The organism is Ruegeria sp. CDSC045, from assembly GCF_059610725.1.
In genome coordinates this window covers 238,221-261,201 of record NZ_JBXWOE010000004.1, presented here as the reverse complement: position 1 = coordinate 261,201, position 22,981 = coordinate 238,221, and the positions used below count along the sequence as shown (strand labels likewise).

At 53.1% G+C, this 22,981-nt stretch carries 20 protein-coding genes and 2 pseudogenes; 11 read left to right on the top strand and 11 right to left on the bottom strand.

Annotated elements, in window-relative coordinates; translation table 11 throughout:
* Positions 1-17 precede the first annotated feature (17 nt).
* The 3 genes from AC2FH6_RS10560 (at position 18) to AC2FH6_RS10550 (ending at position 3,005) form a co-directional block, all read left to right on the top strand.
* Positions 18-650, top strand: coding sequence for a TRAP transporter small permease subunit (locus AC2FH6_RS10560; protein ID WP_142637619.1), 633 nt, complete (start codon positions 18-20; stop codon positions 648-650).
* Positions 651-661: 11 nt separating this feature from the next.
* Complete coding sequence (locus AC2FH6_RS10555; protein ID WP_496702449.1) at positions 662-2,062, top strand: TRAP transporter large permease; 1,401 nt, start codon at positions 662-664, stop codon at positions 2,060-2,062.
* 529 nt (positions 2,063-2,591) lie between these two features.
* Positions 2,592-3,005 carry a cupin domain-containing protein gene (locus AC2FH6_RS10550; RefSeq protein WP_496691968.1) on the top strand — a complete coding sequence of 138 codons (414 nt, stop codon included), beginning with the start codon at positions 2,592-2,594 and terminating at the stop codon, positions 3,003-3,005.
* 72 nt (positions 3,006-3,077) lie between these two features.
* Here AC2FH6_RS10550 and AC2FH6_RS10545 read toward each other — a convergent pair whose 3' ends face one another.
* The 4 genes from AC2FH6_RS10545 to AC2FH6_RS10530 form a co-directional block, all read right to left on the bottom strand.
* Positions 3,078-4,766: an adenylate/guanylate cyclase domain-containing protein gene (locus tag AC2FH6_RS10545; protein ID WP_496691969.1), complete on the bottom strand. Its 1,689-nt coding sequence runs from the start codon at positions 4,764-4,766 to the stop codon at positions 3,078-3,080.
* Positions 4,767-5,113: 347 nt separating this feature from the next.
* The gene (locus AC2FH6_RS10540; RefSeq protein ID WP_496691970.1) at positions 5,114-5,734 is read right to left on the bottom strand and encodes a cysteine hydrolase family protein; all 621 of its coding nucleotides are present in this window, start codon (positions 5,732-5,734) and stop codon (positions 5,114-5,116) included.
* Complete coding sequence (locus tag AC2FH6_RS10535; RefSeq protein WP_496691971.1) at positions 5,731-6,144, bottom strand: MarR family winged helix-turn-helix transcriptional regulator; 414 nt, start codon at positions 6,142-6,144, stop codon at positions 5,731-5,733. Before AC2FH6_RS10535 ends, AC2FH6_RS10540 begins: the two co-directional genes overlap by 4 nt.
* 206 nt (positions 6,145-6,350) lie before the next feature.
* The gene (locus tag AC2FH6_RS10530; protein WP_496702447.1) at positions 6,351-8,999 is read right to left on the bottom strand and encodes an AsmA family protein; all 2,649 of its coding nucleotides are present in this window, start codon (positions 8,997-8,999) and stop codon (positions 6,351-6,353) included.
* 422 nt (positions 9,000-9,421) lie between these two features.
* On the opposite strand from AC2FH6_RS10530, the gene AC2FH6_RS10525 reads away from it, so the two are divergent.
* From AC2FH6_RS10525 to AC2FH6_RS10510, 4 genes are all read left to right on the top strand, one after another.
* Entirely contained in the window at positions 9,422-9,688 is a 267-nt protein-coding gene (locus AC2FH6_RS10525; RefSeq protein ID WP_246097203.1) for a potassium channel family protein, read from the top strand.
* Positions 9,689-9,791: 103 nt separating this feature from the next.
* On the top strand, positions 9,792-10,949 hold the full coding sequence (locus tag AC2FH6_RS10520; protein ID WP_496702445.1) for an AI-2E family transporter: 1,158 nt from the start codon (positions 9,792-9,794) through the stop codon (positions 10,947-10,949).
* On the top strand, positions 10,946-12,010 hold the full coding sequence (locus tag AC2FH6_RS10515) for an HlyD family secretion protein (protein ID WP_496701438.1): 1,065 nt from the start codon (positions 10,946-10,948) through the stop codon (positions 12,008-12,010). The genes AC2FH6_RS10520 and AC2FH6_RS10515 overlap by 4 nt, the downstream gene beginning before the upstream one ends.
* Positions 12,000-13,010, top strand: coding sequence for a DUF2955 domain-containing protein (locus AC2FH6_RS10510; RefSeq protein WP_496701436.1), 1,011 nt, complete (start codon positions 12,000-12,002; stop codon positions 13,008-13,010). Before AC2FH6_RS10515 ends, AC2FH6_RS10510 begins: the two co-directional genes overlap by 11 nt.
* Before the next feature lie 74 nt (positions 13,011-13,084).
* Here the strand turns inward: AC2FH6_RS10510 and AC2FH6_RS10505 are convergent.
* Both AC2FH6_RS10505 and AC2FH6_RS10500 read right to left on the bottom strand, forming a co-directional pair.
* Positions 13,085-13,840 (bottom strand): annotated as a pseudogene (locus tag AC2FH6_RS10505) (IS5 family transposase).
* A gap of 466 nt (positions 13,841-14,306) precedes the next feature.
* Positions 14,307-14,888 carry a TetR-like C-terminal domain-containing protein gene (locus AC2FH6_RS10500; protein ID WP_496702442.1) on the bottom strand — a complete coding sequence of 194 codons (582 nt, stop codon included), beginning with the start codon at positions 14,886-14,888 and terminating at the stop codon, positions 14,307-14,309.
* 123 nt (positions 14,889-15,011) lie between these two features.
* Here AC2FH6_RS10500 and AC2FH6_RS10495 point away from each other — a divergent pair, with 123 nt between their 5' ends.
* Positions 15,012-15,602, top strand: a complete 591-nt coding sequence (locus AC2FH6_RS10495) for a YceI family protein (protein ID WP_496702440.1) — start codon at positions 15,012-15,014, stop codon at positions 15,600-15,602.
* 66 nt (positions 15,603-15,668) lie between these two features.
* Positions 15,669-16,205, top strand: a complete 537-nt coding sequence (locus AC2FH6_RS10490) for a luciferase domain-containing protein (protein WP_496702438.1) — start codon at positions 15,669-15,671, stop codon at positions 16,203-16,205.
* 306 nt (positions 16,206-16,511) lie between these two features.
* On the opposite strand, the gene AC2FH6_RS10485 is transcribed toward AC2FH6_RS10490, so the two are convergent.
* From AC2FH6_RS10485 to AC2FH6_RS10470, 4 genes are all read right to left on the bottom strand, one after another.
* Entirely contained in the window at positions 16,512-17,459 is a 948-nt protein-coding gene (locus AC2FH6_RS10485) for an ornithine cyclodeaminase family protein (protein ID WP_496702436.1), read from the bottom strand.
* 316 nt (positions 17,460-17,775) lie between these two features.
* A complete protein-coding gene (locus tag AC2FH6_RS10480) occupies positions 17,776-19,047 on the bottom strand; it encodes a sensor histidine kinase (protein ID WP_496702434.1) in 1,272 nt (423 codons plus the stop codon).
* A gap of 56 nt (positions 19,048-19,103) precedes the next feature.
* On the bottom strand, positions 19,104-19,763 hold the full coding sequence (locus tag AC2FH6_RS10475) for a response regulator transcription factor (protein WP_142636050.1): 660 nt from the start codon (positions 19,761-19,763) through the stop codon (positions 19,104-19,106).
* 38 nt (positions 19,764-19,801) lie between these two features.
* Positions 19,802-20,341 (bottom strand): PepSY domain-containing protein, encoded by a 540-nt coding sequence (locus tag AC2FH6_RS10470; RefSeq protein ID WP_496693701.1) that lies wholly within the window; start codon positions 20,339-20,341, stop codon positions 19,802-19,804.
* A gap of 205 nt (positions 20,342-20,546) precedes the next feature.
* On the opposite strand from AC2FH6_RS10470, the gene AC2FH6_RS10465 reads away from it, so the two are divergent.
* Positions 20,547-21,551 (top strand): hypothetical protein, encoded by a 1,005-nt coding sequence (locus AC2FH6_RS10465; RefSeq protein WP_496702433.1) that lies wholly within the window; start codon positions 20,547-20,549, stop codon positions 21,549-21,551.
* A 982-nt stretch (positions 21,552-22,533) separates the two neighbouring features.
* A pseudogene (locus AC2FH6_RS10460) lies at positions 22,534-22,781 on the top strand (transposase); the annotation flags it as partial.
* Here AC2FH6_RS10460 and AC2FH6_RS10455 read toward each other — a convergent pair.
* Positions 22,725-22,877 (bottom strand): hypothetical protein, encoded by a 153-nt coding sequence (locus AC2FH6_RS10455; RefSeq protein WP_496693808.1) that lies wholly within the window; start codon positions 22,875-22,877, stop codon positions 22,725-22,727. The pseudogene AC2FH6_RS10460 and the gene AC2FH6_RS10455 overlap by 57 nt on opposite strands.
* Positions 22,878-22,981: the final 104 nt, after the last annotated feature.

Below are 22,981 nucleotides of genomic sequence, written 5' to 3'. Positions count from 1 at the left end.
GATAGCGGAGCACAACGATGGCCGGGTCATCCCTGGTGCTGTCCGACGACAGCCGTCTCAGCATTCTCGATCAACATCTCTACAAACTGGAGAGCTTTCTGGCTTTGATCAGCGGTCTTGCGGTTTTCTCTCTGATGGTCATGGCCGTTGTCTCCGTCGGTGGTCGGAACATCGCCAATGCGCCGCTTCCCGGGTATGTCGACTGGATTGAACAGGCCATGCCGTTGATTGCCTTCATGGGGATATCTTATGCGCAGCGCGATGGCGGCCACATCCGAATGGACATGTTCGTTGGTGCACTTAAAGGCCGAACGCTCTATATCGTTGAATTCGTGACAACCGCCGTCATTCTGGCGCTGATCGTCTTGCTGATCTGGGGGAGCTGGGCGCACTTCGCGCGCAGTTTCGACTATGGTGCCCCACTGTGGAGCCGCGACAGTTCCATTGACATCAGTATCCCGCTGTGGCCCGCCAAGCTGTTGGCACCCGTCGCCTTCAGCGTGCTTTGCATAAGGCTCTTTCTGCAGCTCTGTGCCTACGGTCGTGCGATTCGCCATCCTGACCAGCCGCCTATCGCCGTCCCGTTGATTCCCGATGCCGCCACCCAGGCTGCAATGGAAGCCGAGCATGTCTCGGGCCACGACAACTGAGGTAAATTCTGATGGAACCCATTGAAATTGGTCTGATCGTCTCGGGCGGAATGCTTGTTCTTGTGGTGCTGGGTATGCGCGTGGCATTTGCTGCCGCAACGGCCGGAATGGTTGGCCTGATCTGGATCTTCTGGGCCAAGTTTGGGTACGACCCGGCGCGGTTCGGCAAGGCTGTGACTGTGGCCGTCAAAACAGCGGGGCAGGTGCCGCATTCCAAGATTTCGAGCCAGGCGCTGAGCCTTATCCCGACCTTCATCCTGATTGGCTACCTCGCCTATTACGCGGGCCTGACCAAAGCACTGTTCGAGGCCGCCAAGCGATGGCTGGCATGGGTTCCTGGCGGGCTGGCGGTGTCGACCGTCTTTGCCACCGCCGGGTTCGCTGCGGTTTCAGGAGCCTCGGTTGCCACATCCGCCGTTTTCGCCCGCATCGCCATCCCCGAGATGCTGAAGATCGGCTACGACAAGCGCTTTGCTGCAGGTGTCGTCGCTGCAGGCGGCACATTGGCGTCGCTCATCCCTCCCTCGGCTATTCTGGTCATCTACGCGATCATCGTGGAGCAAGACGTGGGCAAACTGCTTTTAGCCGGTTTCATTCCGGGCATGTTCTCTGCTTTGATCTATGGCTTGCTGATCATTGGCATGGCTGTTGTGATCAAAGACTTTGGCCCCCCAGTCTCAGGCTTTACATGGAAAGAGCGTTTCATGTCTCTTCCGCCTGCATTGCCTATCTTGTTTGTCGTCGTGACGATTATCTTCTTTGTCTACAACCCATTCGGAGGCGATGCTTGGGGCACGCCAACCGAGGGTGGTGCAATCGGTGCTTTCGTTGTCTTTCTGATGGCTCTTTACCAAGGCATGCGCTGGTCTGAGCTGAAAGACGCGTTGCTGGAGACAGCCAAGCTGAGCGTCATGATCTTTACCATCATCTGGGGCGTGTTAGTTTACGTCCGGTTCTTGGGTTTTGCCGAACTACCCATCGCGTTCTCCGACTGGATCACCTCGCTTGAGATGTCGCCAATGCTGATCTTGGTCTGCATCCTTCTGGCTTATGCCGTTCTGGGCATGTTCATGGATGCGATCGGAATGTTGTTGCTGACGTTGCCGGTTGTTTATCCCGCAGTCATGGCGCTGAACGGTGGCGAGGCCGTAAGCGCAGCCGACAGTACCTTCGGTATGTCCGGACCGATGTGTGCCATCTGGTTCGGTATTCTGGTCGTAAAAATGGCCGAATTCTGCCTGATCACCCCACCTATCGGGCTGAATTGCTTTGTAGTGGCTGGCGTGCGTGATGACCTAAGCGTTCAGGATGTTTTTAAAGGTGTAACGCCTTTCTTTCTGGCGGATGCAGCGACGATCGCAATGCTCGTTGCGTTCCCTGCTATCGTCCTGTGGCTTCCTGGACAGGTTTGAATTGCAGGGGATGATTTTTGAGCGCGGTTTGCCGGTGCGGCTTAGACAAAGATGCAAGATGCGTGCCATTCATGAATAAGCAACGGCGACCAAAAGCATAGATAGCTGGCGTCATTATCTGTTCAGTCGTGTAAAGGCGTGTCGACTGATTTGGGCCGTCCGCATGATCAGCTATTGGTGGGGCAGGGGACCTTTCTGCAACGGCACCGGAGCCTGTTGTGAGTCCAAAGCAGAATCTTGAGAGATAGTGGAAAGAGCACTCCGCCGTCACCACGGCGAAGTGCTGAATAGTGTGTGTCTAGCTGCCGTTCGTCGAGCGTGCGAAATCCTGTAGAACGGTAACTCACGGTCTGCAGGGCTAAGCCGCCACTCGCCGCACCGTCCACTAAGAAGCGCTGCGCGAACTTTGCGGACCCTGGAACAGCCTTTGACACAACAATTTGGAACGTCGCAGTTAACCGCGTGCACACCAGCATTGATTTCGAAAAGGTCCCAATGCCATCATCTTCTAAAAGTGGGAGGGGATTAGATGTGGAAACCAATCATATTAGCTTTTTTGATTGTCGTGACTGGTGCCGCAGCGGCTATGTCGCACGATGTGCGGGATCCAGCGACTTTGCAAAAACCGCTTATTCAGGACTTGCTAACCGAGTCGCTCAAAAGCACTGAGGGCTTGGAGGTTGTCGTGAGCCATGTTGCCCTACCACCAAACCTCACTTTACCAATGCATTGGCATCCCGGTGAAGAATTTGCCTACATTCTGCAGGGCAGCGTCACCCTCATCCTAGACGGCGAAGGCGAACAAGAAGCTTTTTCAGGTGACGTAGGCGTCGTTCCGTTGAAAAAAGTGCACACCGCTCGCTCAGGGGACGAAGGGGCAACCATTTTGGTGTTCCGTGTCCATGAGGAGGGCCAGCCAGGCAGAGTTTTGGTCAGCGACTGATTTTCAAGACAAAGGCGAAATATCCTTTACCGAATGCATGGTTGTCGGAACCGGGGGGGGTGCCGTTTGCCTTCACACTTGCAACCCTGCTTTTTTCCACCCGCTGCGCCAGCGATCAGCGCAGGTTGGAATAGAGAATAATGGTAAACGTGTTGTCTCGGTTATCGAAGCCGCATTCGGAGCGATCTCGTTCAATTTGACAGCCGCTGTTTTTGCCGCATCTATGTCATCGAGCTCAGCGAGCGAGGCAATCAGCATCAGGTGGCTCATCAGGAAGGTTGCACGCACAGACAAGGCTTCGCGACAGGCCTGCGCGGCTTCCTCATAACGTCCCAAGTGAAACAAGGCGGCACCCTGTCCCATGAAAGCGGCGTGCCGCAATGGATCACCCGGGCTGAGTTCGACAGACCGGACTGCATGTTCCAGCGCCTTGTCAGGGCGATTCAGCAAATAAAGATTTGCAGCGGCGAGCATGTGGACCGTCGCCGCGTTGGGATTTTCCGACAATGCTTCCTTAAAGGCTGTCCGCGCGCGGGACAGGTCCTGTGCCAGCATAGAGATCGAATGTGCGGCATAAGCCTTTGCAATGCCGTCCGCGCGATCGCTCCGCAGCACCTGCTCTGCGGCCGCGACAGCTGACTTGGGTCCCTGATCTACAGGCTCCAAACCTTGCACAAGACGTTGGATATGAAGCCATGCTAGCAAGCCCGCTGCGGAGGCGTATTCCGGATCTCGATCCAAAGCCAGTTTTGTTAGTCGTATTGCCTCTATGTTGTCTTGGTCAGTCAGCAAGTGGAAATGTGATAATGCTCGGAGGTAGAGCTCGTATGCCTGTAAGTCCTTGGTGGGCTTTGCACGCGCACGATTTGTTTCAGCGTGCCGCACCGATGGTTCAATAGCTGTAACTACGTCTTCGGTGACTTGATCTTGAAGATCAAAGATGTCGTCGAGCACACCGTCAAAGCGGTCCGCCCACAAATGGCTCCCATTTTCGGTATCTATGAGCTGTCCCGTGATGCGGACGCGCTGCCCGGAACGCCGAACGGAGCCTTCCAGTACATACCGAACCCCTAGGTCGCGGCCCACGTCGCGGATGTCCGTGCTTTTCCCCTTATAAGCAAAAGAAGAGTTTCGTGCGACGACCATCAACCAACGAAACCGAGATAGCTCAGTTATGATGTCTTCCGTTATGCCATCGGCAAAGAACTCCTGCTCCGGATCACCCGACATATTGTCGAATGGGAGCACTGCGATTCCTGGCCTCACATCCGCTTTGATCGCGAGATTGGCTTTCGTACCCTTTGGCCAACACCAGATTCCAACATGCCGCGTGATGTTTTTCAGTTCGGTTTGCTCTCCGCCGTCGAATAATCCCGCATCGTTACGGTCAAGGCTGTTATGTGACGTATCCGAAAAGAGCACTTGTCCCGGCTTCGCGAGAGCCTCCAGACGCGCCGCAACATTGATGCCGTCGCCGAAAATGTCATCGCCATCGGTTACCACTTCCCCTGTGTGAACCCCGATGCGCAGTTTGATGTGGTCAGGTTTGAGGGCGGACTGAACTGCAATCGCGCAAGCTGCTGCTTCAGATGGTGATTGAAACTCGACGATCCAGCCGTCACCCATGCTTTTGATCAGTGAACCATTGGTATCTTCCACGATCGGGAGAAACGTGTCCTCACGGAAGGTCTTTAATGCAGCGACTGTGCCAGTACGGTCCTGATCCATCAGCGCGGAATAGCCCACAATGTCGGCGGCCAATACCGTCGTGAGACGTCTTCCCATTCACCCCTCCTCTTTGCAATGAAGTTAGCTCGGTGGGTTGCTTCTGTCAGCCCATTCGTCAGATTTTGAAAAGCCTTAATGAATAGAAAGCATAGGTACAGGCATACACGCACAACTAAAAAGGTAATGCTCAAATACCTGTCGCGCATTCAGCAAACGGTCACCTTCATATCCGCGGAGTTAGTTACTTGCGTTTCTTTAGCTGCCAATGTTCGTGGCAAAGCAATTCCGCTTTGGGCTCAAGGCAGACGTTCCTCTAAACTCGTTGAACGTCTGCTGAGCGGGACGAAGCTGCCGTTTGCGCTTGAAAGATCAATGTCCGCTCAGCAAATGGCCACACCTGCTGACGACATCTTCTTTTCAGCGCTTTCCGTCGGTGCGGCTGCGAGCGCCCCCTCTTTCACGACGGTGACGTCATAGCCTCGTTTTCTGGCCGCCAGCGCCGTCTTTTGCACACAATAATTCAAGTCCAAACCAACAAGGCGCAGCCTGCCGACGTCGTAACTCTCTAAAAGAGCATCCAGTTCGCCCATTTCGAATGCGTCCTGCACGCGCTTAACAAGCACATGGTCGGGTAGAGATGTAAAAACCTCGGCAATTTCGGTCCCGTCGCTGCCCTCTATCGCCTGCCCTTTCATCAAGAGTTTTGCCACTGCCTTGGTTGAAGGGATCGACCATTCCTGACGCACGGCGATGACGGGATGGCCTTGCGCTTTCGCAGCTTCTACTTCCGAAAGAATGACACCTGCGGCGGCTTCTTTTGCGGCGTTCGAGTACGGACCGCGCTCCCAGAATACCGACTGTAGATCAATCAGCAGTAGTGCTGATCCATTCCGGTCCGATATCGTTTCTCCTACACTGACCGCGCCAATGCGTCTTATACCGTTGGCGAGCCAGAGAATTAGGAGCAAGACCGCGGTGGCCAAGATAACACCGAAAGTCATTCGCTCTCTCCCGCTTGGGTTTTTAGTCTGTCCGTCACTGTGAGCACGACCTCAAGCGCCGTGGAAATGCTCTCACTGCGTAGGTTCGCACCAACCCTCTCCATAAGCTTCATTTCGTTCGAAATGATCTCTTCAATGAGGGTGCGACCGTGATCGGTCAACGTCAGGACAGGAGACCGCTTGTGGCGAGGATTTGGGCGGTGCTCGACCAGACCTGAGGCCAGCGTCTCATTGCACATGATCTGAACGTATTGCCGTTTGATTTCGAGTCTTGCCGCAATCTCTGGGACGGTCTGCTCTCCGTATTTGTCCAGCATCTCCAGAACGGCGCGCATCCGGACTGTTAGGTTGGTTCCGACCAAGCCCGTTTCAACGCAGGCTTCTGCGGCCTGCATCAAGGGGCGTGACATCCAAATCAGTTGGTGAAGTTGTTCTGCCTTCATAACGACATTATACATGTCATTTTGACAAGTGCAATGTCATCTCTAAAAAGCTGACATTAGTACATCGTGCAGCATCCGGTAAGTCTGGGCTCAAAACGGAAATCCCTTTTCGGGAGCACTGCAATCTTTCTTTAATTCTAGATTTATTCCTGAACCAACTGCCTCCACTACTACTACTGCAGTTGCAAAATATCCGGGACGCAGAGTTTTCTTTTGGCAGGCATTTTGTCTGCACCATCTGATCGTTTCAGTCGCTTCGGGCCGTCCTTGACCTTGATTTTCGGCTTAGCTAGCGGGCCTTTTAGAGTCACTGGCCAGGGGCTTTTCGAAAGAGGTTCGCCAATCTTGCGGGGCTGTAGATCTAAATCCAAGACCTTGCCAGCCACATCGACCCCGCCAAAAACGACAACTTGGACATGATCCGTTTCCAAGGTGGTTTGTTTCGTCGAAATACTTCCATTGGAGATACTAATCGGCGCGCGCAAGCATACGATCGGAGCAACCTTTTGTTTTTCTTTGGTAAACACCCAAGGTAGCACACCCAGCCCCGCCAAATCCAAAAGCTGGGTCTCGATCGAGCCATCACGCAATGAAACTGTGGCGTTGCCGTTCATGCTGTTGGCAAAGTGCTTGGGTGAATCGGTTCCTCCTGACACCGAAAAATCTGCATAGATCGTACCGCTTGCACCTTTTTTGAAGTTCAGACCGTGAAGAATATCATCCAGCTGCCAGCCGCCTGCCTTGCCGGTCAACGTGAGCAGGTGCGCGTCGTTCGATAGATCCATTTGCCCGCTGACGTCGAAATGAGCGCCACCGTATTCAAATTTCAAAGGTCCGGCCTTAAGCTCATTTTTGTTAAGCGTCAGTTCGCTCTGCAAATTGCTAATGCCTTTGGCGCCCTCTATGTGCCGAAGGTCAATGTCGACATCCATATCCATACCGGACAAAAGAACTGAACGCCCTATTGGTTTAAGCGTAACATTTCTCAAAGGGCCAGTGTCATCTGCTTCTTGATTGACGTCTTCCTCGTCGAGCCCCGTACCGCCTAGCTTCCGCAACTGTGCGGCGGCCTGAATGATAGTTCGAATATGATCTATCTTTATCAAGTCACTCTCTATGGAACCTTTCAGCACAGGATCACTTGTTGCATCATCAAGATCGGCGACAATTTCCAGGACAGATTCAGAAACCTCGACATTGGCACTCGCGTTCCAATCGGTGCCTTCGCTAGCGAGGTCAATCTCAAGGCGAGCCCGCCCGGTTTCCACGCGATCAAGCGATAGTGCCTCCAAAAGGTCTGCACCTGATGGGACTTCAACATCAATTGCCAAATCCAGGTCCTCGAATTTGAGTACATTCTTGACAGTGCCATGTACTTCGAGGTTCCAGACTTCCGTTTCGCTTGTCCTGCCATCCAAATTCGTCAGCGATAGCTGATTGATGTCGCCATTCAAATGAAAGTCGCCGGAAAATCTGCCGAGTTGGTCGTCCGGTCCTAACAGTTCTGGTGAGATCAAACTGCTTGCCGGAATATCCATTAGACCTTCTGCTGATATTCCTTGTAACTGCAGCGCGTCATCGACCGAACCGTCCAAAATGATAAACGGATCAGCCGGGTTCCCAATTCTCAAGTTGATGCTTCCGACCCTTAAGGCGCCCTCTGGTGTTCTGGAAAGTTCGGAGAACTTGATCGGAGGCGGACCCTCGCCAGACGTGTCCAATGTGAATCCGTTGGTCTTAATGACCATTTGCCGCTGCGGAATCTGCCCGGGGACGCTGTCGATAACCATGTCGACCGCGATAAGTTGAAGATCATACCGCGATGCGGCTGTGCCCGGTTCAGCATCTTCAGGGTACAACCGAATGCGGGTTGTCAGCGATACGTCTTCCGGGTTCCCCAATTCTCCGATTTGTCCTGTCAGCGAGAGGCTTTGCCCGCCATCCAACTCCGTCAAAACACTTAGATCATCAATCCGAGCAACGCCGTCGACCGAATTGAATGTTGCACTAATACTCCCTGAACCTTCCAGGACACGGTCAAGCTTCAGGATCTCGAGAAGCTGGCCAAGTTCTACAACCTCTAGGGTCGTCTTCACTTGCAGCCCGTCTTCTATGGGGGATTCCTCTGCGGTAATCGAAATCTGTTCGAAGTTCACCGCTACCTGAAACGGGTCTTCCGCAGGGAATGTCGCGTTCAGATCAAACCTCTCTCCATTTAGCGAACCGGCCCCAACTGCGGTCGCAACGTCGGTTTCCGTATCGCGTTTTAGAAGCAGCTCAGAAAGCTTCAGATCCAGCTCAAGCCCGTTTAGATCATTTCGGTAGAAAACGGTGATATCGGTCAGGTCAATTTTATGGTCCGTTAGAACTCCAGCCAAAGGCATTTTAGGAGACTTAGCAGCTTGCCCGGCTTCTACATCTGATTGGGAAAGGGACTGCCAGTTTCCGACGCCGTCTTTGCCTGTGATCAGGTTCAGGTGAACGCCCGAGAGAGAAAGGTTGCTCAGCGATAGATTACTGTTCCAGAGGTCGCGCGTGGAAATTTCGAACTCTATTTCGTCGATTGCTGCCAGATTCTCGTTCGCTCTCCGCGAACCGGGTAGTACCAGCCCCGCCGCTGACACCTGCAAGTGCCGGCCAAGGCCTAGACGCACTTCATCCTCTATGATGACGTCCTGACCAAGTTTCTTGGAGATCAGGTTTTCAACGAAGGTGGTCCTTACAGAAGAAAACAACGTAGAAGACAGGAAAAGCCAAGCTGCTAACACAGCCACAAACGCGACAGCGCAACAAACAAATACACCTTTTGCAACGTACCGCACGCTTTTCTCCTAATGTTCCGATTCATACCTTGGGCAACCTAAACCATTTATTTGTTAGGTTAATGGATTATATGGTCGGTAAATTTCCCGACCTCTGAATGATCTTGACCGTACAGCTGATAACTCTCGCTGATTTGGTCGGACAGCTAAATCACGGGTAGATGACAAAATAACTTTTGTACCGCTGACCCAGCTTCCAATCAGCTGGCTTGAAGCGAGTTTGACCGACCAGAACTGGACACGTTGCAGGGGTTGCGACTTCAGCGGCTCGACGCATTCCCAAGCTATTGGCAGCCAGATTTCTTCGATTTCCCACATTTATCTAATTACTGTTATATGTGAATTCTTCAAACGACGAGGACAGGATGAACTCACTAACTAGAATAACACGTGGGATAGGTGTCGCTTTCAAAGACGGTAGAGTGAAAGGCATTCTTGCCTTCACGGTTGGAATGATTTTATGGGCCTCGGTCTTTTACCACTTTGTCGAGGGTTGGAGTTGGCTCGACTCAATCTACTTTTCTGTAGTGACAATTTCGACCGTAGGGTTTGGTGACTTCTCACCTGAAACCGCGGCAGGGAAGATCTTCACAATGATTTACATCATCGTGGGCCTCGGTGTCTTCGTGACCGCGGCGACCACAGTGGCAGATACAATCTTGTCCCAAGACGACAAAAAAGCGGACTAATAGACTACACTCAAATGAGCCAAACCGAGTTCCTGAACAGGCATTGGCCCGTCTGTGCATCTCAAGCCGCGGCCTGGATTCATTTGCGCCTTCAAGCTGATAGATGATCACTAAAACTCAAAAAAATATACATATTATGTTTTTTGAGTATAACATTCAAAAAAATAAATGGAGGGATGGAATGGAAAAGACACAGGACGCAAAGATTGTCGATCTAGCGATACGATTGCTCTTTCTCGGACTTTTCCTCTACAGCGCTCTGGTCATGGTGGCCCCGCTTGCAAGCGTGGTTATCTGGGCAACTATCCTCTGTGTGGCGCTTTACCCGGCATTTGATTGGCTGCAGTCCAAGCTGGGAGGTCGGAAAAAGCTTGCAACGACGATCTTGGTTTTGTTGGGCCTTGTTTTGACCCTCGGGCCTGTCGCAACTGCGGTGTCTGGTGCTGCAGAACTAGGGGCTGAATTCGCGGAACAAGCTGACAAGGGTGAGTTGAAAGTCCCCCCTGCGCCCGAGGGCCTCAAGGAATTGCCATTGGTTGGAGACAAAATTTCCGATGTCTGGGGGATGTTTGAGCGCAATCTTGACGGCGCGCTTACGAAATATGGCGCGCAAATCCTTGAGATCACCAAGTCGCTGTTTGGAAAGGTGTTGGGCATCGGCATCGGGCTTCTTGGCTTAGCTCTGTCCGTATTGATTATGGGGGCGTTGTTCAGCCCCGGGCCAAATATGGTCCAGGGTCTTCAGCGCTTTGCCAACCGTGTTTTCGCTCCGCGCGGTGGAGAATTCGTAACACTGGCAGGCGCAACAATTCGGAACGTTACAAAAGGCGTGATTGGCGTAGCTGCCATTCAAGCGGTCTGCGTTTGGATACTGTTGGCTTTGTTTGGGATTTCTTCGGCCGCCACGTTGGCATTCATCTGCCTGATACTCTCGATTATCCAAATCGGGCCCGGATTGGTTCTTATACCGGTAATTATCTACGCATGGAGTTCCATGTCCGGCGGAACTGCTTTGATCTTCACCATACTGGCTGTTCCCGTCACTATAATGGACAGTTTCCTAAGACCCGTGTTCATCTCAAAAGGCCTCGAGACTCCTATGTTGGTCATCCTCATCGGTGTTCTCGGAGGTATGATGGCGTACGGTTTGATCGGTGTCTTTATGGGGCCGGTTCTCTTTGCTGTCTTCTATGAGCTGTTCAAGGTTTGGATTGATACCTCGCCCGAAGCCGAGGGCGTTGCTGATGGTACGACGAAATGAGGAAAACGATATGGACAACCCTGGCTGTCATTCTGATTTTCCTTGTCTGGTATTTGGTCGCTGATCGGAAAACGCCATTTACCGGGAACGCCAGAGTAAAAGCCGTGGCGACTCAGATCGTCCCTCAGGTGACTGGCACCGTGACTGAAGTATTGGTCGAAAATGGTCAGATTGTCTCGGCCGGAGATGTCCTTGTCCGGATCGATGCGCGACCCTACGAGATTCAGCGCGACAAAGCGGAAGCTGATCTCGAAGCAGCCACTCAAGAAGTCGGCGCATCTTCGGCAGAAGTAAGAGCGGCACAAGCCAAACTAGCAAGGGCGCAGAGCGATCTGGATACGATGCGCATTCAAACAGAACGCGTATTTGCGCTCGAAAAGAAAGGGTTGATTGCCGTCTCAAAGGCCGATGATGCGCGAGGGCAACTGGCAGAGTCCGAGGCAAACTATGAGAACGCAAAAGCAGATCTGGAAAAAGCAAAACAGAGACTTGGTGACGACGGAATCGAAAACCCGAAAATCCAGCGCGCGTTGGCCGCCTTGGCGGATGCAGAGCTTAACCTTGAGTGGACTGAGTTGCGCGCTCCGGCGACAGGTGTCATCTCTAATTTGCTGATAGCCCCCGGAACATATGCGCGATCCGGTCAGGATCTGTTGACGTTTCTGGACGCAACTGACGTCTGGATTGAGGCGTATTTTTCCGAGAACAACCTAGGAAGAGCCTCGATAGGGTCTCCGGTTGATGTAGTGTTGGACATGCATCCAGGTCAGGTTATTCCGGGCGTCATTGAGAGCTTTAGTTCGGCGGTTTCCCTAAGCGGCGGTGATGTGCCTGGGCAATTGGCGAGCCCGCCAAGCACCAAAGGTTTTTTACGAGAGCCTGAGAGATTCCCAGTCAGGATCGTTTTACCCGGCTATGAAGCCGGAAGCACCGAAGATGACCTTCGCTTTCAACTGAATGGGCAAGCCGATGTGATCATGTACCTAAGCGACAACTCGTTGCTGAACCTCGTAGGTCGCACCTACATCCGCGTGGTTTCAATTCTGTCCTATGCGTACTGAGGACCAACGCTCTGTCACCCGGCTTGCGCTGGGTGTTACCGGCGTCTTTTCATTGGGCCTATTTCTTGGGTGGCCGCTCGCCGTCGTCGGGGCGGTGTTCGCCGCCCTTTTTCTGCAAGCACCTGCCGCATTGCCTTTGGCCGCATTTGCTAAGCTCTTTGTCTTCTCTATTGGATTGATGTTCATTTCGTTCCTGATGTCGTCAATCTTCTCACCATATCCGCTTGTATTTCTGATGCTGGTGGCGATTGGAATAATCCTGTCTTTCATGTGGTCAGTTTCCGGCGCCGGAGTATTACCCGGTGTCATAGCTCTCATGGGGGCATTGATGATCCCAAACTTGGTTCTGCAATCCCAGGATCTGGCCTTGGTGCTTGTGTATTGGATACCTTTGAATCTGCTGTTTGCGGGCTTCGTATCGACGCTAATGTTCGCGCTGATCCCCGCCGAACCTCAAACAGCGGCCCAGAAGAAGGCCGCATCGTCGCCGAACTTCGACCCACATCGCCGAATAGTCAGGATGTCGCTTGTAACAGTGCCGTTTGCCTTGGCGTTTTTTGTTTCCGGCGCATCTGCACTACTTGTTTTGTTTTTTGTCGCCCTGCTGAGCCAGCAACTTGCGGCAATGCCCGCTGCAGGCAAAACAGTTGCAAAAGCAATGCTGACGGCAAACCTTCTTGGGGCGGCAGTATCCATCATTTGCTATGAGATAAACGTAATAGCTCCGGTTATTCTAACGCCCATTCTGCTGTGTTTTTTCTTTTGCCTGACACTCGGAGCACTCGGTAAATCTCAAGCCCCACTCGCCGCCGCTGCCGGCTCTGCTATTACAACGGCTCTGATTGTATACGGCGGGTCGGTTGCGCCGTTTTCAGACGAGGCTGACGTCAAGAGCATCATTCGAGTTTTGCAAGTTGCCAGCGCCGCCTTCTTTGTAATCATCGCATATGTCGTGGTAGATGAATTCTGGCCGGAAAAAGAGCGCCAGGCGGCTCAATGAAGTTAGTTGCAACAAGGCTTGGCGCTGAAACCGACAGTGTTCTCAACTTGACCAATTCTACTTAGGGTCAGGATTCATAACCAGTACATAACGGTTGCCTCGAGTGCGAAGGCTGAGAGGAAGACCTTGGGACTACGGTCATAGCGTGTCGCCACGCGCCTCCAATCCTTGAGCCTGCCGAACATGATCTCGATCCGGTTGCGACGTTGTACTTTCGCTTATCGTATTTGACCGGTGTCTTGCGTTGCATACGGCCTGGGATGCAGGCGCGTATCCTTTTGTCTTTTAGCGCTTCACGGAACCAGTCGGCGTCATAGCCGCGATCCCCGAGCAGCCAATCCACGTTTAATATGCTGCTGAGCAGAGCCCGAGCATCGATGTAATCGCTGACTTGCCCGGCAGCAACAAACAGGTTGAGCGGGCGACCTTAGCTATCACAAATAGCATGCAGCTTGGTATTCATGCCGCCTTGGTTCTGCCAATCAGGCGGCCACGCCCCTCTTTTTGACGCCCAAGCTGGACGCCGTGCGATGGGCTTTTAGATATGTGGCGTCGATCATGACCATCTTCTTTTCACCGTGCTCGGCAGTCAGACCAGCCTTCATCCGTGCGAAGATGCCTTTCTCGCTCCAACGCTTCCACCGGCTGTAGAGCGTCTTTTGAGGTCCGGATTCCCAGGGCACATCTCGCCAACGCAACCCATTGCGATTGATGAAGATAATCCCGCTTAGCACCCTTCTATCATCGACCCGTGGCCTACCGTGCGACTTCGGGAAGAAAGGGGAAAGCTTGGCCATCTGCTCGTCTGTCAGCCAATAAAGGTCGCTCATGTCATCGCTCCGTTTTTGGAGCTGTGAATCACGCAGCGCAGCGAAAATCAATGCATCCTGAGCCTAACATAGATCCAAGCGAAAGCTTCCTTCGCACCAAAAGTCAATTCATGGCAAGCGTTGTTGAATGGCCGCTAACCGAGACTGTGAATGCTTTTTATGCGAGAGTAGCGAACGGCGGGTAGGCTCGCATCAACGAAACTGCAAATTCCTGTCTTGAAGGTCCGCTTTGGGCTGCTAGCGGCCTATCATGCTTGCTGCGGAGAATGGCAACACTGAGCCCAAGGTGTTCATGTTGCAATAGGAATGAGCGGCAGCGACAAATCAGGGTACAGACATCAACGTTGTGAGTAGCGGTTCGTTTTGACCATGCGACGTGCTGATGTCACGCAGCGAACGTAGCCTCACCGCGATCTTGGAGATCGTTAGGCTTCTTGGTCGCTTTGTCTGCAAATTCAGGCGATGTTCAATGTCCCGAATTGGTTTTCGCTATATTGCAAAGCAGATCAACATGTTGATCCAACCAATCTTCGTCCAGTGCCTCGTGACGTATGAGTTTGCGGAAATAAGGTGCAGCGACTGCTAGTTCTATGAGTTGGTCAACCGGGACGTCAGCGGTGATCTCACCGCGGCCTATTGCGGCTGCAAATACTGCTTCAACACTTGCGAATCTGTCTTTCATAAATTCAGTGATCACCAACCTCGCTTCTGCATCGTTGGACGCAGCAGCGACCACCTGAGGCGCGATTTGGCCCCATGGTGTGTCATTCAAGGCTCCCATCAGTACACCGAGTAGCCAGCGCAGGTCAGATCGTAGCGGGCCATCGGTTTTGGGCGGTATGTTCGGCGGTGTTGCGATGCGCCTGAACGCTGCATCACGCAGACTACGCGCATCTGGCCAGTGTCTGTAAAGTGTGCTGCGCGAAATGCCAGTTGCCTTCGATACCGAGCCATGAGTTACGTGCAGCACGCCCTCATCCATTAGTATCTTTTGCGCAGCATCAAGCGCGGTCTGTCGTGTGGCGATCAGCCTAGGATCTTCTTTCAATCACCCCTCCTATAGAACATTTTGTTGCATAGTAGAACATTTTGTCCTAAAAGTATGGCAAGCTAAAACTAAATCCCAAAATTCAATTTCGCAAACACGTCTTGTCAAAATGGGAGCGTATCAATGTTCAAAGTGGCAGCAACCCCGCTGGCGGTAATCTTATCGATGGGCGCGACAACCGCATTGTCCGAGAGTGGCACTTACGAGCTGGATCCTGGACACAGCCAGGTATTGTTTAGCTACGCCCACATCGGGTTCTCAGAAACATTTGGAATGTTCTCAGGTTTTAGCGGTGAGATAGAGTTCAACGAAGATGATCCGTCGGCCTCATCTGTCACAGTGTCTATGCCTGTAAAATCCATGATCACGGGCTGGGATGCCCGTTTGCAACACTTCATGTCCGATGACTTTTTTAGCGCGAGTGACAGTGACGTGGTCACATTCGCCTCAACCAGCATTGAAGTGACCGGGGACAACACCGCGAATATTTCTGGCGACCTTACCATGAATGGCGTCACCAAACCTGTTGTTCTGGAAACAACGCTTAACAAGTCAGCGCCATACCCGTTTGGCCCAAAAGAGGGCACGCCAACCTTGGGGCTGGCAGCCACGGCGACTATCGTGCGGTCAGAATTCGGACTTGGGGCGTTTGCACCTGCGGTGAGCGACGAAATAGAGCTCTTGATCAATATCGAAGCGTTAAAGGCTGAATGATGTGTGCAAGTGCGCTGAAACTGCTCGGAGCGCTCTTTCTTAACTTTTGACGGGGTCGCCAACAATATGGATATTTTCCCGAAAATATTTGCTGTTGTCGCAGTAGCGGCGGTCACGAGCCCTTTGGCATATGCGCAAGAGTACGCGTTCCCGGAGCGCACCTCGCCCCGTCCGGAAACAACAAGCGGCGTACCGCATACTCAGATTGGTGTCGAAATTGATGCCGATTTGTCCCAGCTATTGCTGGAGCGAGTTGCGCAATTCCCAGGGGTCACACTTGGCCCCACACGCATATCACTACCTGGCGCGATTGGCTTTCAGCTTGATCCCGGCATGTTGTTGTCTCGACCGAGCTCTATCGTCGGTGGGTTTGAGTTTGCGCATATGCATCCTGATGGCAGCTTGCACGCTTCGCTCGACCCAGCATTGGCGCGAAAAGCAATTGAGGCTGGCTGGGCCGTAGCTCACCCTTGGGCTGATCAACGCCCCGGATGGAGCGGCTTTGTCATGATCTATACTCCAACCACACCAGAAGAGTTGGAATTCGTCATCGATCTGGTCGAAAGTTCGTACACCTTCATCACCGGCAACACCTTGGGTTAAACCTGTTTTGCCCGAAAGTGTGCGGTGGCGCCTGCTTCCTTAAAGAGTGCTGTTTCAGCTTGCTTGCTTTTCACGGTCAATTTCTTTCTTACATTCTTGCCGTGGCGAAGCGCTCGGAGCGTGCGTTCAAACCTTCAGCACCAATAGTAACTCCCGTCCCGCGCAGTTGAATTTGCAAAGCTCAGTGGCAAATGCCCGCTTTGGGCTGCGACCAACTAATTGAACTGATCGCAGAGAATGGCGTATCTGCGCCCAAAGCGACCATTCCGGTATCTAATTACAAAGTGGGTGTTCATGTCTTTGGGCTCACTTCACGGGTTTTTCGGTGAACCGGCGAACTGCGAGGACCGAAGCAGCATAATCCCCCAATGAAATCCCTCTGAAAGCAAAAGCCGCCGGTTTATTGCGTGCTCGGACGTCGACTTTGCCAGCGACCAATTCCGTCAAGTCGCCAGCAATTTGCTCGTATGGCAACATCGGCTTGTCGCTTTCCAGCTCCTGCAAACGGTCGTCGACAATTACCGTTTTGAAACCAATCATGTGCGCCGGCACCCACGGGATGCACGCATCAGTTATGGTGGCGAAGGCAGTCGGCTTCAGCCATCGGGCATCCAAGAAGGGTTCAATGGAGTAGTCCAACGTTATCGATGTCACTATCAGATCGGCATCACTCAAGGCGTCCTTGGCATCGGCGCATGTTTCAGCTTCGAGACCCATGCCCCTAGCATAACGACAAAGCTTGTCGGCATTCTCTTTACCTCGCCCGAACACGCGGATTCGTTTCAAGGGAAACAGTTCTGAAAACGCAGCTAGATGGGAGTGAGCCTGCACGCCCGCGCCCACAAAAGCCACTGTCTCGGCATGAGGGTCAGCAAGCCGACGCGCTGCCACCACTGACAGAGCCGCAGTTCTGTTTGCCGTAATCCAATTCGCTCCCAAGACCGCGCGAAGCAGTCCGGTTTGCGCATCCATAACCATGATGGCACCGTTTATCGCGGGAAGACCCCTCGCCGGATTTTCCGGACACACTGTAACCTGCTTGGTCACGATGAATCCATCATCTCCCATTGCCAATGTAGACATTGCGTAGCGCCCATCGCCGGGCAAAATGACTGTCTTGGGAGAAGTGTGAAGCTTTCCGTCTGCCTTGGCTATTAAAGCAGCCTCGATGGCATCGGCAACTTCCAAAGGTTGGATGCCTAAACCCCCGAGGTCGTCGTCAGACAGATAAATTAAGGCGTTCTCAGAAGTCACAGAGTCCCTCACTTAAGCAATTTGGCTTTTTGACTGAATACATTGTCTTCGGCAGTTCTTCCTATCGGTTTACCTTCACAGAAGTATTTTGGCTGTAACTTTTGATCGCCCTATCCAATGCGCAGAAAAAAAGTGCCTTCATTTTTCTGAAAATGTGAACCCAGTCGAACGCCTGCTTCGTCCATTAGGCCGACTTTGTGCGGTCTGAACCAACCCGATGACCTACTGAGATCGTCAGACGACAGGTTCGGGCCCATTGGTAGTTAAAGTTGCGAATTGTTCAAACGACACTTTGCAGATCAGATTCCGGGCGACTTCAGGTCGGGATCACAATCCGACACAACAACCCACCCAGCGATTCAGAGCGGTCCAGATCTAGTCTGGAATCGTAGGCTTTCAGTAAGTCGACCGCGATCGCCAGCCCAAGCCCGCTACCAACGACCGAGGTGTCCAGTCGTCCGCCGGATCGCAAGGCTTCGCGGTGGGCGTCTTCTGGAATTCCGGGACCGTCATCCTCGATACTGATTTCGATACATTTCTGCTTACGTTTCGCGGTCAGCCGTACCGCGCTTCGACACCATTTGACCGCATTGTCCAGAAGGTTGCCCAAAATCTCTTCTATGTCCTGCGTATCCATGCGCACCCAAAGACCCGGATCGCCATCGATCTGCAGCGATTTACCTTCGCGGTCCGCCATGGCCGAGAACAGCCGCGCCAGGCGCTTGATGGAGTTAGACAGATCGGTCCGCGAATGGGTCAGGTCAGCAGCGTTCAAAGCCCGCAGCCTGGCCAGAGATCGACCAAGTTGAGCATCGATCCTGTCCAGCGCCTCTTGTGCGGTATCTGTCACCGCTCCGGCGTTGGACAATGTCACAAGTTCATTGCGCAATATGGCTGTAGGAGTTTTCAATGCGTGTGCCAGATCTGCGGCCTGGCGGCGCGAACCCGAGACAATCTCGCGGTTCCGACGCAACAGCTGGTTCAGGTCCTCGACCAATGGCGAGACCTCTTCGGGGTAATCTGTTGGCCTAAGGTCTTCGTCTTGATCCCAGCGATGGGCCACATCCGTACGCAGCTTTCGCAATGGTCCCAGAACAACTGAAATCAGAAACAACGAGCCGGCTAAACCGATCAGGCCAACTAGGCCAAACACCGGCAGCAGGCTTTTCTGCGCCGCGCGCCGCTCGGCCACGAGTTGAGCCTGACTTTCGGCGACGCTGACGCCCCATACCGTGCCATCTTCATAAGTGATCTTCTGAAAAGCGCTGCGCAGCACTTCATTCTCCGGGCCGCTTGTGTCCCAGAGTGTGGGGAAATCGGGAATGCCGGGGGGTTCCGCGATGACCTCATCAAACAGCGAGCGAGAGGTGAAGACCACACCGTCGGCGCTGCTGACCTGCCAGTACCGTCCGGAATAGGGGGTGCCATAAGCCGGGTCAAATATCAGATCCCGTAGGGCATCCGGGTTTTCGGTTGTGACATTCAGCCCGACAACCAGCTGTGTGTGACGATCCAGCAGCGCAGAGTCGAACCGGTTGGACACCCGTGCATCAATGTATGAGAAAACCGCCAGTGTGCCTACGCCCACAGACACTGCCCCAGATGCAATTCCCCCCAGCAATGCCCGTTGTCGCAGCGATAACATCAGGCCGAATCGATCATATATCCACGACCCCGAACCGTTGTGATCAGGTCAGTGCCAAGCTTCTTGCGCAGACGGGTAACAAATACGGCGATAGTGTTCGAATCCCGGTCTCCATCGTATTCATAGATATGCTCTGAAAGTTCTGATCGTGAAATCATCCGACCAGAATTATGCGCCAGATAAGTCAGCACCGCGATTTCTTGAGCAGTCAGGTCAACCGGCACGCCATCGGCTGTCACCCGGCCGTTACGGGTATCCAGAATGACGTTTCCCATTTCAATCACGGGATTTAGCTGTCCACTTTGCCGTCGCAGGATGGCGCGAACACGCGCGGCCAGTTCGGGCATGTGGAACGGTTTGGTCATATAGTCATCTGCGCCCGCATCCAGGCCGTCGACCCTTTCGCTCCAGCCATCGCGGGCAGTCAGAATCAGCACCGGTGTTTTGACACCCTCGTTGCGCCATTCGCGCAGAATCGAAATGCCGTCGCGCTCTGGAAGGCCGAGGTCAAGGATGATCATGTCATATGGTTCGGTCGCACCCAGATGCAGGGCGTCGAGCCCACTATTGGCGACATCCACAACGCGGCCTTCTGCGTTCAGGAGTTTTTTGATCTGTTCGCAGAGGTGCGGTTCGTCTTCTGCCAGCAATACTCTCATACTTAAGGACTATAGGCGAGCAAATGGAAGTATAACCATTACTTTTTGCCCCCGCCGTTACCTCCGCCATTACCACCGGAGTTACCGCCGCCGTTGCCACCGGAATTACCGCCACCGTTACCACCGGAATTACCGCCACCGTTACCACCGGAATTACCACCACCATTGCCACCGGAGTTACCGCCGCTGTTGCCTTTGTTTGCAGATTTCCCCTGCGAAGCGCCCTTGCCGGATTTACCCGGCGCAGCGCGGGCAGCTTCAGAAATCTGGCGGCCAACAACGGATCGGTTGGACACAACAACACCCGTCTGAGCGTTGACGATGACACTGACGATTTTACCATCCGGTTTCTTGACGAGAATACGGTAATATAGCCTGTCAGCCTGAAAGGCTCGCGCGTCAACTGGCGTTCCACCAAAAGCCTTTTCAACGCCTTTGATTACTTTTTTCAAACGAATGGCACTGCCTGAGGTTGTCGCCTTGCGCAACTCGGATTGCGTCAACTCACGTGCAGCAGCCTGTCCCTCTCCGGGGTGGAGAAAGGCAAGTAGACAGGCAATGGCAATAAGCTTTTTCATCCTTGTCACTCATTACTGCGAAAACGCCGGCTCAATCTACCGATTTCTATGTGAACCTACGGTGAACAGCCAGTTACGCGTGGGTTCAACGATGATGGGTTTAGATCAGGGGTGTCGGATTCTGTTTTCGACACCCAGTTTTTGCGTCTGCTCGCCGCTGATTACCGTGACAGACGAGAATCGCACCTGATGAACGAGGACCATTATGAACACCAAACCGATCAACCTGCTAAAAGCCTCTGCTATTGCCATCGCCCTGCTGGGCTCGACCGCGATTGTCGGAGCTGTCGCGTTTCCTGATGCTGCTTATGCCAAAGGAGGCAACGGCGGCGGTAACGGAAACGGCGGCGGCAATGGCAATGGCAATGGCGGTGGAAACGGCAATGGTGGTGGAAACGGTAATGGCGGATCTGGTGCGTCCATTAGCGATAGTGATAAAGCGGCCGGAAAATCTAACCGGAAATCTTCCAACGCTGGTAAGTCAAAGTCATCGGGAAAAAACAAGTTTTCCTTGAAAGACCTGTTTGGGGGCAAAAAGACCAAAGCCAAAACCGCAGCCGTAAAGACCGTACGCAAAAGTCAACCAGTGGATCAGGTGACCAAAGCAATTCGCCCCGCCCCGAAACCAAAAGGGTACAAGATGGCGGATCTGCTGGGCGTGCACCCATCTGAACTAGGCGCACTGAACGCCGCCAACGCTAATGAGAATGCTCTCAAGAACGCCTCTCCTAATTCCCGTGTGGGCCGCATCGCCGCATTTCGTGACGCAGTTCTGGCCGGAGATGAATTGCGCGAGGAGCTTGCGGAAACACAGGCACAGCTGGATGGCATGACCCCGCCGGACCGCCCGGTCTCTGAGATCGAAGAGGACCTTGATGCGGCTCTGACAGATGTTCAGGACAAACAGGATCGCGTGAACGAGCTTGAGGACGCTCTTGCCGATGCCGGGGGCACAGATCCGGATATAGAAGCAGAGCTTAAGGACGCCAATGACGAACTTCAGGGAGCCCTCGATACGGCCGAAGACCTAGGCGCCGAACGGCAGGCTGCGGTCGACTACAACGATACGGTGGCAGAAGTCGATGCGCTGACTGAGGCTGTAGAAAATCAACCGCAGACCGAGCGTGAAGCGTTGGAGGCTGCCGCCAACAAGCCTGTGACGGATGAGGTCGAAGCTGCCGTAAAAACTCTGCTTGGTCTTGATAGCTGATTGCTGATTGTCCAATCAATCACCAGGTCAAATAGACCCGAGCCAGCAGGCATAACAACATCACAAATAAAAAAACCCGCTCCGATCCGGAGCGGGTTTCACTACATCCCAGACAACACCACGTGACTTGGGATATACGCAGACGTTCTGTTGAGAGATCAGACGCCTCGTTTCGCCTCTTTTAGCCGCTCTTTGTTGAATAGTTCAGACAGTGCATTTTCGATAGGAGGGAAGCGACCGTTGCTCGAATTCGTGATGCTTGACAATTCACCGCCTGAGACGGTGCGCGAGGATTGCATTGCTGTAGGAATGCTAGGCGCACCCTCATTGGCAGTATTGATCATGCTGTTCCCCTTCAGTGCATCCGGGCACGCATTGATCGGCCCTGAGTAAGGAAGTATGAACGATAACGGTTGAACACTCTGAGAATACATTGTTCACGTTCGGTTAATGTTGTTGCGTATGAGTGGACAAACTGGGGGGGCATTGACCGCCATATAAGAAAATGCTGCCATTTTGGTTTTATTTCCCGATGGCAGCTTTGTCCGTATAGCCACTGTCCAAAGCTCCACAACACTGCATCTTGGATTAAGGGTCTGCTTCAAGTGCATTGCCGCCGTTTGTAGGGCTTGTTGATGCAAGCGCGGAGAAGGTCTGCCGTGTGGCCTTACTGCCAAGCAGCCTGTGGCACGGCGATTAGAGGCCATCGGTTTGGATGCACGTTGTCAACAAGATTGGGCGGCAACTTTATTGGGATTCGCGCGGCAATTCACTGGGAATACGCAGAGCAGGCAGAAAAAGGCCTGAAAAGGGCGTTGGATCGTGAAGAACACCACAAACGGAAGCAAAATCGCGAGTATCAATCTCATCTTAAATGACCTTCTGATAGTTGGACCGCTATGTTCGCACGAACATGGGCGTTGTTGCATATCTCTCGCAGCGAGGGATTCACAACGCGAATCCATAAGGTTAAACGGTGTGGATGAGTAAGCCATCTTCCGCCCGTTAACGCGTCACGAATTGGTCCGACTACAATGCTGCGCTTAAGGAGCGCGGCTCATTTCTTGTCTGGCTGGACAAGGACATGACCTGGCTCGCGGCGCACGAAGGTCGGCCTTGTCACAGCCGGTCTTTTCGAATGCGGCGATCCAATTCTGCCTGTCGATCAAGGTGCTATTCAAGCTGCCGCTGAGACAGACAGCGGGGGTGACCGCCGGCGTTGATCAGCTTCGTTTCGTAGCCGGCTTCTCTGACTACATCGTTGATAAAATACGCAATCTTAGCCGTTTGGCCTTCTAGGGTACCGTAGGCAATCAGCACAGTCATTCCGATCCTCCTGCAAATTGGTTCGAAAAACGCACCAACTATGTCGAAACAGCTCGTTTCGGCCCTTGATCCCAATCAAAAGTGCCTGTCTTGCCAAGTTATTT

Excerpts from the sequence above, each read along its gene's own strand:
- AC2FH6_RS10520 (WP_496702445.1), top strand. The coding sequence starts at position 9,792 with ATGATCACTAAAACTCAAAAAAATATACATATTATGTTTTTTGAGTAT.
- AC2FH6_RS10550 (WP_496691968.1), top strand. The coding sequence starts at position 2,592 with ATGTGGAAACCAATCATATTAGCTTTTTTGATTGTCGTGACTGGTGCC.
- AC2FH6_RS10510 (WP_496701436.1), top strand. The coding sequence starts at position 12,000 with ATGCGTACTGAGGACCAACGCTCTGTCACCCGGCTTGCGCTGGGTGTT.
- AC2FH6_RS10495 (WP_496702440.1), top strand. The coding sequence starts at position 15,012 with ATGTTCAAAGTGGCAGCAACCCCGCTGGCGGTAATCTTATCGATGGGC.
- AC2FH6_RS10555 (WP_496702449.1), top strand. The coding sequence starts at position 662 with ATGGAACCCATTGAAATTGGTCTGATCGTCTCGGGCGGAATGCTTGTT.
- AC2FH6_RS10515 (WP_496701438.1), top strand. The coding sequence starts at position 10,946 with ATGAGGAAAACGATATGGACAACCCTGGCTGTCATTCTGATTTTCCTT.
- AC2FH6_RS10455 (WP_496693808.1), bottom strand. The coding sequence starts at position 22,877 with ATGACTGTGCTGATTGCCTACGGTACCCTAGAAGGCCAAACGGCTAAG.
- AC2FH6_RS10465 (WP_496702433.1), top strand. The coding sequence starts at position 20,547 with ATGAACACCAAACCGATCAACCTGCTAAAAGCCTCTGCTATTGCCATC.
- AC2FH6_RS10560 (WP_142637619.1), top strand. The coding sequence starts at position 18 with ATGGCCGGGTCATCCCTGGTGCTGTCCGACGACAGCCGTCTCAGCATT.
- AC2FH6_RS10490 (WP_496702438.1), top strand. The coding sequence starts at position 15,669 with ATGGATATTTTCCCGAAAATATTTGCTGTTGTCGCAGTAGCGGCGGTC.
- AC2FH6_RS10540 (WP_496691970.1), bottom strand. The coding sequence starts at position 5,734 with ATGACTTTCGGTGTTATCTTGGCCACCGCGGTCTTGCTCCTAATTCTC.
- AC2FH6_RS10475 (WP_142636050.1), bottom strand. The coding sequence starts at position 19,763 with ATGAGAGTATTGCTGGCAGAAGACGAACCGCACCTCTGCGAACAGATC.
- AC2FH6_RS10470 (WP_496693701.1), bottom strand. The coding sequence starts at position 20,341 with ATGAAAAAGCTTATTGCCATTGCCTGTCTACTTGCCTTTCTCCACCCC.
- AC2FH6_RS10535 (WP_496691971.1), bottom strand. The coding sequence starts at position 6,144 with ATGTCACGCCCCTTGATGCAGGCCGCAGAAGCCTGCGTTGAAACGGGC.